Source organism: Flectobacillus rivi, assembly GCF_030056655.1.
Lineage (GTDB): Bacteria > Bacteroidota > Bacteroidia > Cytophagales > Spirosomataceae > Flectobacillus > Flectobacillus rivi.
On sequence record NZ_JASHIE010000010.1, the window covers coordinates 90,679 to 105,623 of the forward strand.

The window sequence follows — 14,945 nt, forward strand, 5'->3', positions numbered from 1 at the left end:
ATAAATTTAGTTTGGTTTAGGGTTTATGGAAAAGCCATCTCAGATTGTCGGAGATGGCTTTTTTTTATGGCTTTATTACTTTGAAAATTGTTATACCTTGCGAAGTTTGAAGATGTAGCAAATACATTCCTGAAGCCCATTCTTTACTGTTTAACATTAATCGATATTCGCCTGCCTCTTTATATTCTTGTTGGATAAGTTGAACAATTGGCTCGCCCGAAGCACTGCTCACAGTAAGTGATACAAGGGTAGATTGTGGGATTTTGAAATGAATAAAAGATTCGTCTTGTACAGGATTGGGCGAAACTGTCAAAGACACACTTGTAATGGATTCTTTTAAAGGAAATTGTAGAATTTTGGCACTGAAGCTATTCTTTCCCTTTGCCTTAAATCCTGACTGTAAAACTACAGCCTTTGACGCTCGATAATGAGTCGGTACAGTGGTTGCTTTGCTCGACTTTATATAATCGGATTGTACTTCCTGTATAGAAGTACTTTGAGGATATGCTTTTGTAATAACTCCTATAAAGAAAGCGATAAAGTAGTTTTTAGTCATGACATTAGGCTGATAAAAGGCAATAGCAAGAATATGATAAAGAAATATTAGCGTTTTTTCTTTTGAGAAAAACCTTCTTTTCGAGTTCTTTTCAAGGATTCTATTTCTTGCTTCATTTGTTGATTTTCCTTTTTCAACTCAATCATATACAAGGTTAATTCTTCGATTTTTTCAAGAAGCTTGGTATCTGTTTGATGCAAATCATTTCCAGAAATAACCATTTCTGCTGCCGAAGGAATATTGGGTAGGTGCTGATGCTTTTTGATATAATCTTCTACTTTTTGTAACGGCATTAAACGATGTTTTTTTGAAAAAACATGGTCTGCCCAATCTTCTGTATTTTTCAAAGCTACCTTTACTTGTTCCGTCAAAATACCCTCAGACACATACAAATTATAGCCTTCGGGCAAAGAATTAATACCATCTCCAATCACCACTCCTCTAATACTGTTATTCTTTAAAAAACCTGATTCATTACTAGTCCAAAGGATATTATTAATGCTATTAGTCATCAATTTGACCTCTGGGTAACTATTGGCAGTGGTTGTCATTTGAAATGTAACAAGGTTCCCTGCTTCATCAGCAAAAAGCTGTCTTAATCCGTTGACAGTATTACGGGTCGGGATGTTCCTCAATTGTAGAACATTGGCGTTATTTCCAGCCCCTACAATGACCAATTTTGCGCCATTGGTAACAGGGTCATTCGTACCGATTCCAACGCTAGCATTGTTGCCCAATACAATCGAGTTCGATATAGCCAATTCGGTATTAGCACCAATAGCCGTGGCGTTGGTGATATTACTTGCACTCGAAGCCACACCTGTTAATGCACCAATGAAAGTGTTATAGTCGCCCGACATGAGTTTACTACCAGAGCTAAATCCCACAAAGGTATTCTGCGAGCCAGATACATTATCTTGCCCTGTCAAAGTACCTAGTCCTGTGTTATTATTCCCAGTAATGGTATTGATACCACTTGCTGTACCGATATAGGCGTTGCCATTCGCCAAAGAGCGTCGCCCTGCGTTGACACCAATAAAGGTATTGGAGTAGCCCACCGCATTGGACAGTCCTGCGGCAGTTCCCAAAAACATATTGTTATTGCCAGTCGTGTTTGAATACCCTGCCGATTCGCCAATAAAAGTATTAGCAAAACCTGATGCATTCAGAAAACCAGCCGTTTTTCCAATAAAAATATTATTTGACCCTTGATTATTAAAGCCTGCGCCATCACCTAGCAAAACATTGGCAATACCTGCAATACTCAGGATAGGCTTTCCTCCGATTTTGTAGGCACTATCCGACATGATATTAATACTACCACCCGCAATATCGAGGGGGTTATTAATAGTCAGGCTTTGACCATAAGGAGCGGTTATGGTCTGCGAAAATGTGCTGAAAGTGATACCAAGTATCACTAGTAATAGAGAGTAGTAGCGTTTCATGTTTACTTAGGACAAATAAAAAGAGCACAGTCTTTATCAAAGACTATTCTCCAAGTTAAAACTGTTCAATAGACTATGCCAAACAAATCCTTTACGAAAGAGTATTCGGGCATTAGACTCATCAAATTAAAGGGTGGTTAGTATAATGGAGTGTTTTAAGATACCAGATGAAGATTAAAGAAATAACCCACCAAGCAAGTTATTAGCAGTTACTTAATATTTTCAACAATCTTCTTGCCAAAAATGTATCAAGTCGTTTGTGATGAATGAGTTACCGATTGAATACATTGAAATTAGCATATTCTTTAATGAAATTGAAATTTTGATGACTCACAAAAACTATTTTTATAAATAGCAATAGAGTCATTAATAAAGTTTTCTCTCGAATAGGTACTTCTGCTTGCTAGAGCTTGGGATTTTAAGGCTTGATAAAGTTGGGTATTCTTTTCTAATAACTCGATAGATTGAATAATACCTACTATTTCTTCCTCGTGATCTGGTGATGGAGGGATAAGAACGCCATTATGCAAATGCTCGATCACTTCATTATTCCCTCGACTATCCGAAGCAATCACTGGTATACCCATTGCCAAGGCTTCGAGTACACATACAGGAATGCCCTCTTTTTTACTCGGAAAAACAAAATAGTCAGAAATAGACAAATATTCTTCCACCTTGGAAGTAAACCCTGTTATCGTAATATCTGGATGTTGTTCGATATATGTCCACTGCGAGGTACTGAGCCCGCTCGAATGCACTGGATCAAGACCACCTATCAACAATAACTTAAATTGCTGTGGATAACTTTGTGCCAGTTGTAGAAAAGTCTTTACGACAATATGAAAGCCCTTGAATGCGACAAAGCGTCCTGTAAAAGCAATGACCTTTTGTTGCTGAATCCCTAAAGCTTGACGTAAGGTTACTCGTATGTTTTCTGAAAAATTATGAGGATTAAATTTTTCTAAATTACATCCCAAACCAAGACTTTGATGCTTATATACTTTGTTTTTATAAACTGTTTGGACAATTTTTACATCGGGTTGGTTGAGCAAAATAATTTTATCAAGTTTTTGAAAACAATGATTTTCCAAAAAATAAAAAAGTCCTTTTTTCCAGCCAGAGCTACTATTGAGCCCTAATCCGTGAAATGTACCCCAATAAGGAATACCCATTTTCCGAAAAAGAATCGTAGGGAATATGCCCGTAGTAAAATGTGCATGCACCAAATCAGGCTTGATGTCTGCCACCAAGCGCCGAATCTGCCAAGCTACTTGTAATTCGTGCTTGATACGAAGACTTCGTGGAATACCTAAATAATGAAAATGGATATTGAGGTGATTGAAAGAATAGAGATTGGGTATATCTATGGTTTTTTCAGCCGAGCAAATAATATGCAGCTCGATGTCTGGAAAATGTTCGAAAATCGATAAAGACAATTCCGATAGAAAAATATTAAAACTCCCTACATCGGAAATAATAAACATAAATTTCATAAACTATACTAGGCAAAATGATGGCTCAATAACTAGGAAGATAACCTAGACTTACCCACTCTATTGACGATACCATCGTACCAGCCATAAAGAATGTACTTGAGATATTTTCTTTTTTGTGGAACTAAGGCTATATAAACAACCACTCTAGATACGGTATAGAAGAGTTCTCGGACTTTATATTGCCAATGAATATGTGGTTGCTTAAGCATTAATATCGAATTGCGAGCCAAATAATATCTTCTTAAAGGGCTATGTATCGAAATTTCTCTTCCTAAAACCTTCAGACGGTCGTCGCCTACCTGATGCCACATAATAGCCGTAGGAATAGCAAACAGCTCGAATCCTTTATTGCAAGCCCGAAAACTCCATTCAATATCAATATAATCAATAAAAAAGTCTTCATTCATGAAGCCTGTAGCCTCCAAAGTCTTACGATCAATTAAGCATCCAGAAGAAATCAGGAAAGAAGCAGAAATAGGCTGAGTATCCTTGTTTTGGGGATAATTATGAATGAGTCGAAATCCCTGAAAAACCGAAATGGGGTAATTGCGTAAGGTACGTGGGTCTCTATAAATAGGCCCAACTGCACCAAGATAATGACCATTGATTGCTAACAATTTCCATGCCTCTAATAATTGTTGTACCATTTGCGCTTCAGGCAAACTATCGTGGTCGAATAAGATAACCCCACCTATTTCTGGTTTTTCTAAAGCAAATACTATTCCTTTATTTTGGGCAAAGCCTATTCCATGGTTATCTGCTAGCGAAATAAGGGTAGTTTGTGGGTAATTATCCAATATTTTTTCAATTTCTTCGACATTATGACTTCCATTATCTACCAAAACAATACTGTCTACCTGCGGACTAAGCCTTTCAAGTAACTGTTGGATATTAGCAATCAATGGGTGGTAAGTGACAATTACTGCCGCAATTTGACCAGTCATAAGTAGGAATACTGAATTGTGAATTGAATTTATTTAACCAGAGAAATTTATTGTTTTCTAAATCAAAAAATCACTTGGTATCAAACCATTTTATCTCTACTTTTTTCAAAAAAAACATTACCAAAACAATGTAAAACCAATTGGTTAGCCATCTGAAATATTGCTCCTCGATGGGTTGCATTAATAAAGCATATATCAAAAAGCCCAAAAGATAGCAGGAAGTTATATGAAACCTTTTCGCTCGAAAATAAAGCAGATTATAGCCAAAACCCAGTAACAAAGGAATAACAAATACCCCTATCATACCAAAATCCATATAATAAGGTTTGAGATATGAATAAGTATTAGTGGGCAGTGGTGTACTAATCCATTCTGAGATAACTGGTGCTACAGGAATATTAAAACCCAAACGCCCTATCCAAAGCCACACTACTCGAAAAGTATAATAGCCCCAATACGGTACAGGGTCGATGCTTGCCAAACTCAGAGCGGGCAGTGATGCCACCGAATAAGTCAATAACATAGGAATAATGGATTCCCCCGAAAAATCAGAAGCTCTACCTATCGTAATAAGTACAATCAAGCTTATAAGCATGAGACTTCCCAGTATGGCTTGTCTTGCCGAAATTTTGTTTTTCCAAAGTAAATCATAAGCCAAAGGCACCACAAAAAAAATCAATTGTCCACGTGAGCCTAGCAAATAGGTATAAACTAAAAACGCTCCCAATAGGATGCCATTGCGCCAAGAAAAAGAGGTATGGGTCAGTAACAAAACCAAATAAACGGAACTCAAGGTTTGAATCAACCCGTAAAGTCCAAAACGTTTTCCATCATTTTCGACTAAGGTATTCCGTAATTCTTGAATATCACCCCATGAAAATTGTCCTACCTCTTTCAGCACCATCGGAAGAGTAAGCGCCAAAGAAAGTAAAACGATTGGGTAAAATAGGGAAAGATTTTTTACTAAAAGCGTATCGTCATCAAGAGGCTCAGCAATAGTTATTTCGGGTATTACTTTTTGGTATAGCCCCCAACAGATCAAACCTCCCAGTGAAAACCCCAAACAACTTAGCCCTATGAAGGGGGCAATATCATCGAGATTAACAGAAAAATAAGCTTGATTATACCAAAAAATAAAATAATACATCAACCATAACCCTGTTTGTATTACGATAGGATTCAGCAGGCTTCTGTAAAGTAGACTGTTTCCTATCAATAATATCAAAAGTAAAGCTAATGTCATAATTCATGATTTTGGACAGTCGGATAGTAAGCTAACTTACCCTCTAAAAAAGTATTTTTTTGCTTTCATAATTACTAAAACACTTATCATACTTTCAGTAACTAATAGCGCTAAAGCAGTACCAAGTACCGAGAAATAAGGAATTAGCAAAACGTTTAACAAGATACATACCAAAGCTCCCCAAGATAAAATCTTCGTACTACTTTTTCCATGATCTGAGATAAGTAATAGCTGATAAAAAGGGATATTGATACACACAATTACAGGTATAAAAGCCATATATCTCACCAATTGAATAAACAGACTTTTTTCTGAAATTTCTAATTTTACCAACGTACTAATCAGTGGTGCTCCCAACCAGCATACCAAACATCCAATTCCGACCAAAATACAGAAAGGCAAGAATAGTTTTCGCAAAAATGACTGCATCGCTTCATACCCTTGTGTGAGAATATGGCAAAGTTGTGTATAAATAGCTTGTGAAAACATGACCAAAACTTGACGAAGCAAAAGCGCTATTTTTTCGGCTATGCTATAGACCCCAAGCATTTGCTCATTGACAAACCACCCTAATAGGATAATACCAGAGTGCATATACAGACTTACCGAAAAATGGGAGGTAAAATAGAAAAATCCTTCTTTTAGTTGTCTAGGAATACCCTTCAACCATCGTTTCTGGAATACCAACTGATATTTTTTTGACAAATAAATATTGGCAATAACTCCAATCAAGATATTGCTTCCACCTAATATCACATTTACCCAAATGGCTTCAGATGCCCTATATACCCATAAATAAATCAAACTAACACTAAGGATTTTTGAGCAAAAATTGGCATAAGTAGCCCAAGGCATTTTTTCAACTCCTTGAAAAAACCAAATAGGCAATAGCGCCTGACCTACGACCATTATATAGCTTCCAAGAATCAATTTAGTGTTATGCGCAAGGGTAGGATGCAAGGGTAAAATCATCAGTAAAATACCAAAACCTAAGATAAGAAGGATTATTTTGGATAAACTCACTTCATAAAAAAGTTGACCTAAATCTTCTTTTTGACGGTGCTTTTCACTCAAAGTCTTTACCGCAGAAAGGCTAAAGCCATAATCAACCCAGACATAGAAATATAGCATGGTACTTTGTGCCAACGCCACAACTCCATACTGAGCCAAGCCAATACGTTGAAGTAAAAGGGGAATTAACAAAAGAGGAATTAATAGGTTAGTCGCTTGCAAAAATGCCAACGCCACGAAGTTGCGAATAACACCTCGGTATTCATGAAAGGTATTTCGAATCGTAGCAAAAAACTTCATTGTTAGAGGATATGTATGAGAAGCCTAAAATAAAACATGAGTCATTCCAAATTTAGTGATTTGTGATTGAGTGCATGAGTGATTATTTTATTAGTTGTATGCTAGAAGTAGAGTCGAAATTTGCGTCTAAAACCGTGTATCAAAAAAAGCGGTCGAGAAAACAATTTTCGACCGCTTTTTTTGAGAATAGCCCTAATTTAAAAATTAAGAATGACTCATATTTATAGCTATTGAAGACGCAAAGTATTGCGTCTCTACTGATTTTCATCAAAATCAATCACTAAATCACAATTCACCAATTCACTCAATACCCTACAATCTCGCGTCGGAGAATGATTTGTCCCAGAAAGATTTAATATCATAAATCACGGCGTCTTCACCTTTGAGTGCATCAATGTTTAAGCTTGCAAACTCGTTGTGCGATACACATAGCAAAATACCTTCGTAGTCAGTGCCCAATTGGTCGAGCAACTGAATGCCATATTCTTCCGAAACTTCGTGTTTGTCTGCCCAAGGGTCATATACATCCACATCGATTCCAAACTCTTTTAGTTCGTTATACACATCAATGACACGAGAGTTGCGAATATCTGGGCAGTTTTCTTTAAAAGTGACACCTAAAATCAAGACTTTACAACCATCGATTTTATGTCCTTTTTTAATCAATAACTTCACTAATTTGTTGGCAACAAAAATCCCCATATTATCATTGACACGACGACCTGAAAGAATCACTTGAGGATAATACCCCAAACTTTCGGACTTGTGAAGTAAATAATAAGGGTCAACCCCAATACAGTGACCACCAACCAAACCTGGTTTAAATTTGAGGAAGTTCCATTTTGTCCCTGCTGCCTCTAATACTTCGGTGGTATCGATTCCCATTTTATCAAAAATCAAAGCCAATTCATTCACAAATGAGATATTGACATCACGCTGGGCATTTTCAATCGCCTTCGACGCCTCTGCTACTTTGATAGAAGTCGCCAAGTAAGTACCTGCTGTGATGATTGAACTATAAAGGCTATCCACAAATTGGGCGATTTCAGGAGTTGAACCAGAAGTAACCTTTTTGATTTTGGTCAAAGTATTTACCTTATCTCCTGGGTTGATACGTTCTGGAGAATAGCCACAGAAGAAGTCTTGGTTGAATACCAAACCACTTTCTTTTTCCAAAATCGGCACACAATCTTCTTCCGTACAACCTGGATATACCGTTGATTCATAAATCACAACATCACCTTTACGAAGGACTTTTCCTACGGTTTTGCTGGCAGCGATTAAAGGAATCAAATCAGGTTTTTTGAAACGATCTATCGGCGTAGGTACGGTTACGATAAACACATTGCAATCTACCAAATCATTGATATTGGCCGAAAAACTCAATAGAGTAGAAGACTGTAAATTATCGGTCTCTACTTCCTGTGTGCGGTCATAACCTTTTGAAAGTTCATCGATACGACTTTGATTAATATCAAAACCTATCACTGGAAATTTTTTCCCGAACTCAACAGCCAATGGAAGCCCTACATATCCAAGACCGATTATTGCTATTTTACTTGTACTTAAGTCCAATATTTTGAGATAATTTTATGGAAAATCAAAAACCAAAAAGTCAGTATAATTGAAAGCTTGTCTTTATACTTTAGTCAAAAACCGAATTGCAGCTACGACAATGAAAATCAAAGGTAATCAATTTATTTTTTTAGTGGAAAAACAAATAACTCACCAGAATCGCTGTGATGATTCCAGCTAAATCTGCGGTCAAACCAGCCCAAAGAGTGTAACGTGTTTCTTTGATGTTGACAGAACCAAAATACAAAGCAATCACATAAAAAATCGTATCTGCCGAACCTTGGAACACACAAGCCAATCTGCCCGCAAACGAATCTGCGCCAAAGGTTTTCATCGTATCAATCATCATGGCTCTTGAACCACCGCCACTCAATGGATGCATCAAAGCTGTGGGAAGGGCATCAGTAAAGTCTGTATTGATACTTGTTAGGGCAAAAAGGTATTTCATGCCATCAACAATCCAAGTCAAAGCTCCTGAGTTACGCAATGCTCCAATAGCTACCAACATGGCTACTAAATAAGGAATAATACGAACAGAAGTCTCAAAACCACCTTTTGCACCTTCGATAAAAGCGTCAAAAATGTCAACTTTTTTACGCAATGCACCAAGCAAAAATGAAATGATGAGCCCAAACAAAATCATATTACTCGATACCTTCGAAAAGATTTCGATTTGTTCTTTCGGAATGCTTGATAAATACCAAAGCAATAGCCCGATAGCAGCTGTAATACCTCCCAACCAAGTGATAATGACTCTATCTAACAGATTAATTTTTTGCTTGAAAGAGACAAATAGCAAGCCTGTAACCGTAGCAACATAGGTAGCAATCAAACATGGGATAAAAATGTCAGAAGCGTCTTTGGCACCATAAATTGCACGCTGTGCCATAATACTCAGTGGAATCAAAACGGGTCCTGCGCTGTGCAAAACCATAAACATAATCTGAGCATTAGAGGCTACGGTTTTGCTTGGGTTCAACTCTTGCAAACTCTGCATTGCTTTTAGTCCAAAAGGTGTAGCAGCATTGTCGAGCCCTAACATATTGGCAGAGAAGTTCATAATCATTTGCCCACTCGCTGGGTGATTTTTAGGAACCTCAGGAAAAAGACGATTAAAGAATGGTCCAACAATACGAGCCAAAAAGTTGATGGCCCCAGCTTTTTCGCCAATATTTAACAAGCCCATAAAGAACGTCATTACCCCAGCTAATGGAAGTGCAATGTTCATGACCGAAGTTTCTGCTGAGTCAAACATACCGTCGACAATCAGTTTGAAGATTTCGGTGTCGCCCAAGAAAATCAACTTAAGCAAAGCCACAATAAAGGCAATCAAAAAAAATGCAATCCAGAGGTAATTAAGAGCCATTCTATCAGGTTGGGATTTGTATATGTTTATTGACAAGTATCAGCCTTAAGGGTACATAATTGCTGCATGGCGGAATACTGCCAAAAGTAAGGCAAACAAGGTTAGCATTACCGCCGAAAATGGAATCCAATGCCACTGTTTGATTACTTTAGCCAATTCATACGAAGCAACAGTAAAAGCAAATGCAGCAATCACATCGGCGGTATAATGTACATGTTGTAAAAGTAGGAAAAAAGCGATTAAAATACAGGCGATACCAGCCAAGATTTTAGCAATACGCCCTTCTACAATAATCCAAATGAGCACCATTGTAGCGGTATGTCCCGAAAAGAATAAATCTTTGGTTACAGGCGAAGCCGTACCATACACCGCTGCTTCAGCAAAAGGGTCTGCCAAATTAATTAATCCCACGGGCGCATCGAGTGGCACTAAAGTGATAGTTACCATACGAAAAATCGTCACGCAAACGTAAGTAATAGCATAAAGTAAAAACACTTCGGCCTTTTTTAGACTTTGTATTAATGAGAAAATCAAAATACTGTACAATACCGTAAATATGGGTACAGATACGTCTATTGAAGGCAAGGCGTTCAACACTAAATCCTCAAGAGCGGCTCCTGGTCGTTTTTGGATATGGTTCAAATAACTCGGAAACTGCGTAGCACCAATAATTAAAATCCCTAGGGTTAGAATTATCTTTACGCTAAAATCGATGGTTTGAAAACCTTCTTTCCAACTCTTTGCAAATGCCTGAAAGTAGGAAAGTTTTTTCATTTCTTGAGATGTTGTTTTGGGTTTTTGTGTTAACAAATCGTTATCCATAAATCATGAGAAGATTATCGAGTCGTTGTAGCGTTTTGTCGGAAAGATGACAAAACAACTATAAAAAGATTGCAAACTTACATCAAGTTTTAAATGTTATCAATTATGAAAAGAAAAATTAGTGCCATTGTTCTTGGAATATTAACATTAGTAGTAAATATTTCATGTGCACAAAAACCTGAAAATCAGAAAAATACTAAAATGGAGAACAAAGAAAAAGATAAACCGAGTGGCAAAACAGAAATCGCAACTTTTGGTGCAGGATGCTTCTGGTGTGTAGAAGCAGTATTCCAAAACCTCGAAGGAGTCGAAAAAGTTGTATCTGGTTATTCTGGAGGCTCGGTTCCTGATCCTACCTATCGTGCTGTTTGTACTGGTACTACTGGACATGCCGAAGTTTGTCAGGTAATTTATGACCCTCAAAAAATCACTTTTGAAGAGCTTCTAGAAGTTTTCTGGAAAACACACGACCCAACTACCTTGAACCGCCAAGGAGCAGATGAAGGAACGCAGTATCGCTCGGTAGTTTTTTACCATAATGCCGAACAAAAACAACTGGCAGAATATTGGAAAGAAAAACTTAATGCCGAGCACGTTTTTCCAAATCCTATCGTGACTGAAATTAGTGCCTTTACAAAATTTTATCCAGCCGAAAACTATCACCAAGATTACTTCAATCAAAATGGCTATGAACCTTATTGCCAAATTGTAATTAAGCCAAAGCTAGATAAGTTTAAAAAGGCCTTCAAAGATAAATTGAAGCATTAATATGAGTCATTCCTAATTTAGTGATTTAGCGAATGAGTGATTAATTTAAAAATTGTATTCTCGCAGTAGAGACACAATGATTGCGTCTTAAGCCAAGTCATATCTAGCATAGTTTTTATCAAAAAAGGGGTCGAAATTTATTTTTCGACCCCTTTTTTGATAAAAGCTTGGAGCATAATCCCTATCCTAAAAATTTGGAATGACTCATGTTTGATACTATATTCCAGAATGATACTTCTTTAGACGCAATGCTTTGCGTCCCTACTTGTGAGAATAATCACTCATTCGCTCAATCACTAAATCGCTAAATTCGAGATGACTCATGGTTTCATCCCGTGAATTTTCCTAGAAATTCAGTGGGTCTAAGTTCTTAAAATGCCCATTCATACGAATACGCTCCTTGGTTCTTTCCAGTTCTTGTAGAACTGGTAAAACCTTTTCTAAATGTTTGGAGATATAAGCCTGTCTTTCGGCTTCTGTTGGCATTTTGAGCAACTCATATTCTTTCTCTATAGATAAACCGATTTTATGGGCTATTTGGAAAGAATAAGGTTGAGGCTTTTGGATATTGAATTTGTTGTCTTCTCCAAGAAGCAAATAAAGGTCATTAATCTGCTCCAATAATTTTGGTAAAACGGGGGGAGTAATTTCTGGATCTTTTAGGGCTTCGACCTCTCCTCCAGCATACAATTTACCTTCTACTGGATTTTGGAAATCTAGAATTCTAAACACACGAACACCTTGTGTTTTGATATCCATTCTACCATCATCATATACTTTGTAAACCGAAGTAATCTTCACCTCTGTCCCAAAACCTTGCATTTTACCTTCAATAAATGCTGGTATTCCAAAGGTTGAGTCTTGTTGAATAGCATCTTTGATCAACTGGCGATAGCGAGGTTCAAAAATATGAAGATTGAGGTCTTCCAAAGGAAAAACCACTAAATTGAGCGGAAACAGTGGTAAAAACTTTTGCATGTGATTAGTATCTACTTAAAACTAATGGGTATGTACTGTTGGCGGTTAGCAGTAGGTATTAGGCTAAATTCTCAGGAAACCTTAGAGACATTTTACCAAGTGCCATAGCCGACCACCGAAAGCCCAATAATGCAATTTTATTTTGCCTTATTACTTTAGTAATCGTACAAACTTAAATTAGATAATTGTGGATATAAAGTATTGAAAATTTACATTCACAACTCAAAATTCAGTATTATTATTTAATGCCTGCTTTTTCAATGGTAAAACCTACGCTGACAATGTCAGCAAGGGGATTTTGACGCATATATTGTTTTACCTGAATTTTGTACTTTCCTTTTTTGGGAAAAGAAAAACTTTTAAAAGCTAAAATTTTATGATCATACACATCGCCTAAGCCTTCGCCTAATTTTTTACCTGTACTTGGATCAAAAAGTACTAATTCATCCAATTTTTGATGAATTACTTTTCCTTTATCATCTGATAAATAATGCGTTAGATAAAGGTTATAGTACGGATAAGAACGATTGTTACGAACATTGTAAAACACATTATAAGTCGTTGTTGTATCATCGACGTTGAATTCGAATTCGGGGGTATCTTTAATAAACCACTTGGCGTCAGCAATGTTATAATTATCTTTCAAAATAGTATTTGAATCACAAGCTGACATGGCCGTTGCCAATAAAATACTTCCAATAAAAATTTTCGATTTCAAACTTTTGAGGAACATAAGAGTACGATGGATTAAAAAAAGGAGTTGGATTTGAAATGTTTCATTTCTCGCCCAAACTCCTTTTTTATTTATATAATGAGTTCACCTTCTATTTTGTGAAAATGGGTATTACTCTTTCAACTAGCTTTGAGAAGGTTTATTGTTATCATTCTTGCCATTTTTATGTTGATGTGGCGGACGATTATGATTTCCTTTCCCATTTTTATTAGCTCCTTGAGGATTGTTTTGCTGAGGCTTATGAGCCTGTTTTGCTTGCTGTCCTCCTTGTTGTGGATTATTAGGGTTATTCCCTTGATTTGGATTAACCTTTGGAGCGTTATTTGGCTGTTGTGGTTGTGTTTTTGCCTGAGGGTTTTTATTATGATTAGCTTGATGCTTATGATGGTTATTACCCTTTTGGTTATTGTTTTGAGGTTGTTGCTGCGGCTTTTTATCTACAACAACAGCTTTATCTTTTTTGTCAGAAACATCCAGACGAGTATCTTTTCTCTCATGCTTGTGTTCTCTGCGCTCAGATTTAACCTCTTGATGTTTATCGTTTTGTTTAGTTTTATTATGAGGCTTTTTCTTGTTGTTGCTGTATTTCTTGTCCATTTTGTCCAAGTCAGCATTCAAACCAGAAGTTGCCTTATCTAAATCTAAAGCTGCTGGTGTGCTCTCCATTACGTCTAAAGATTGAGGTTGGATACCTTTTTCATTTAGTTCAACCACCTCTCTCACTTTATCGACCGTCACTGGAATCCAGTTACTTTCTTCACCACGATAACCAAACCACATGACACGTTTGAAGATGTCAGTTTTTTGTAAAAGCGCTTCGCCTTTCAACGTTTGTAGGGGCTTCTCGATAGTTGGAATATCTTTGAGGGCGTCCATATAAGTCTCAAGTTCATAGTTGAGACAACATTTCAGACGACCACATTGTCCTGATAATTTCACAGGATTCAATGAAAGATTTTGATAACGAGCTGCCGAAGTAGTTACGTTTTTGAAGTCCGTTAACCACGTCGAGCAACAAAGTTCGCGACCGCAAACGCCAATTCCTCCCACACGAGCAGCTTCTTGACGCAAAGAGATTTGCTTCATTTCTACTCTAACTTTGAATTCGCTTGCCAAAATTTTGATAAGCTCACGAAAGTCTACACGGTCGTCGGACGAGTAATAGAATATCGCTTTGGTATTATCTGATTGGAACTCTACATCAGACAACTTCATGTCCAATTTTAGTTCTTTGATAATCTCGCGAGTACGATACATCGTTGGCAAGTCACGAGCGATAGCTTGCTCATGTTTTTCCAAGTCTTTATCATTGGCTTTGCGATAAACCACACGAACATTTTCATCATCTTTGATGCTCTTTTTCAGCATTTGGAGGCGAACTAATTCACCTTGAAGCGAAACAAAGCCAAGATGATGACCGTTTGGCACATCTACAATTACAGGGTCGCCTGCATATAATTCGATTTGATTAACATTTCGAAAATATTCTTTGCGACCACCCTTAAATTTTACCTCAATGATATTAAACTTACTAAATGCGGGTACTTCCATATTTGACAGCCAGTCAAATACGTTCATTTTATTACACCCACCTGTACTACAAGCACCGTTATTTTTACAGCCACTTACAGCACCATTGTTATTACGAGTACCACAACTACCTGTGGAACATGATTTGCATCCCATATATCTTCAAAAGTGAACGAGA

Annotated in this window: 13 protein-coding genes; 1 reads left to right on the forward strand and 12 read right to left on the reverse strand. The window is 37.1% G+C overall.

All coding sequences use genetic code 11. From position 1 onward, the window contains the following. Nucleotides 1–64: 64 nt before the first annotated feature. The 9 genes from QM481_RS14745 to QM481_RS14785 all read right to left on the reverse strand — a co-directional run bounded on the left by QM481_RS14745 (nt 65) and on the right by QM481_RS14785 (nt 10,710). Nucleotides 65–556, reverse strand: coding sequence for a T9SS type A sorting domain-containing protein (locus tag QM481_RS14745; RefSeq protein WP_283382282.1), 492 nt, complete (start codon nt 554–556; stop codon nt 65–67). A 47-nt stretch (nt 557–603) separates the two neighbouring features. Further along, on the reverse strand, nt 604–2,001 hold the full coding sequence (locus QM481_RS14750; protein ID WP_283382283.1) for a coiled-coil domain-containing protein: 1,398 nt from the start codon (nt 1,999–2,001) through the stop codon (nt 604–606). 305 nt (nt 2,002–2,306) lie between these two features. After that, nucleotides 2,307–3,485, reverse strand: coding sequence for a glycosyltransferase (locus QM481_RS14755; protein ID WP_283382284.1), 1,179 nt, complete (start codon nt 3,483–3,485; stop codon nt 2,307–2,309). Between the two features lie 41 nt (nt 3,486–3,526). Continuing rightward, nucleotides 3,527–4,441, reverse strand: a complete 915-nt coding sequence (locus QM481_RS14760; RefSeq protein ID WP_283382285.1) for a glycosyltransferase family 2 protein — start codon at nt 4,439–4,441, stop codon at nt 3,527–3,529. A 70-nt stretch (nt 4,442–4,511) separates the two neighbouring features. Then, a complete protein-coding gene (locus QM481_RS14765; protein ID WP_283382286.1) occupies nt 4,512–5,684 on the reverse strand; it encodes an O-antigen polymerase in 1,173 nt (390 codons plus the stop codon). Between the two features lie 36 nt (nt 5,685–5,720). Then, nucleotides 5,721–6,995: an oligosaccharide flippase family protein gene (locus QM481_RS14770; RefSeq protein WP_283382287.1), complete on the reverse strand. Its 1,275-nt coding sequence runs from the start codon at nt 6,993–6,995 to the stop codon at nt 5,721–5,723. A 312-nt stretch (nt 6,996–7,307) separates the two neighbouring features. Continuing rightward, nucleotides 7,308–8,573 (reverse strand): nucleotide sugar dehydrogenase, encoded by a 1,266-nt coding sequence (locus QM481_RS14775; protein ID WP_374760914.1) that lies wholly within the window; start codon nt 8,571–8,573, stop codon nt 7,308–7,310. A gap of 127 nt (nt 8,574–8,700) precedes the next feature. Further along, nucleotides 8,701–9,936: a spore maturation protein gene (locus tag QM481_RS14780; protein WP_283382289.1), complete on the reverse strand. Its 1,236-nt coding sequence runs from the start codon at nt 9,934–9,936 to the stop codon at nt 8,701–8,703. Between the two features lie 45 nt (nt 9,937–9,981). After that, nucleotides 9,982–10,710 (reverse strand): phosphatase PAP2-related protein, encoded by a 729-nt coding sequence (locus QM481_RS14785; protein WP_283327998.1) that lies wholly within the window; start codon nt 10,708–10,710, stop codon nt 9,982–9,984. Nucleotides 10,711–10,863: 153 nt separating this feature from the next. On the opposite strand from QM481_RS14785, the gene msrA reads away from it, so the two are divergent. After that, the gene (gene msrA / locus QM481_RS14790; RefSeq protein WP_283327999.1) at nt 10,864–11,526 is read left to right on the forward strand and encodes a peptide-methionine (S)-S-oxide reductase MsrA; all 663 of its coding nucleotides are present in this window, start codon (nt 10,864–10,866) and stop codon (nt 11,524–11,526) included. A gap of 345 nt (nt 11,527–11,871) precedes the next feature. Here the strand turns inward: msrA and QM481_RS14795 are convergent, their stop codons facing one another. From QM481_RS14795 to QM481_RS14805, 3 genes are all read right to left on the reverse strand, one after another. After that, complete coding sequence (locus QM481_RS14795; protein WP_283382290.1) at nt 11,872–12,504, reverse strand: LON peptidase substrate-binding domain-containing protein; 633 nt, start codon at nt 12,502–12,504, stop codon at nt 11,872–11,874. 238 nt (nt 12,505–12,742) lie between these two features. Beyond that, the gene (locus QM481_RS14800; protein WP_166549922.1) at nt 12,743–13,237 is read right to left on the reverse strand and encodes a gliding motility lipoprotein GldH; all 495 of its coding nucleotides are present in this window, start codon (nt 13,235–13,237) and stop codon (nt 12,743–12,745) included. A gap of 123 nt (nt 13,238–13,360) precedes the next feature. Then, entirely contained in the window at nt 13,361–14,923 is a 1,563-nt protein-coding gene (locus QM481_RS14805) for a PSP1 domain-containing protein (protein ID WP_283382291.1), read from the reverse strand. Nucleotides 14,924–14,945: the final 22 nt, after the last annotated feature.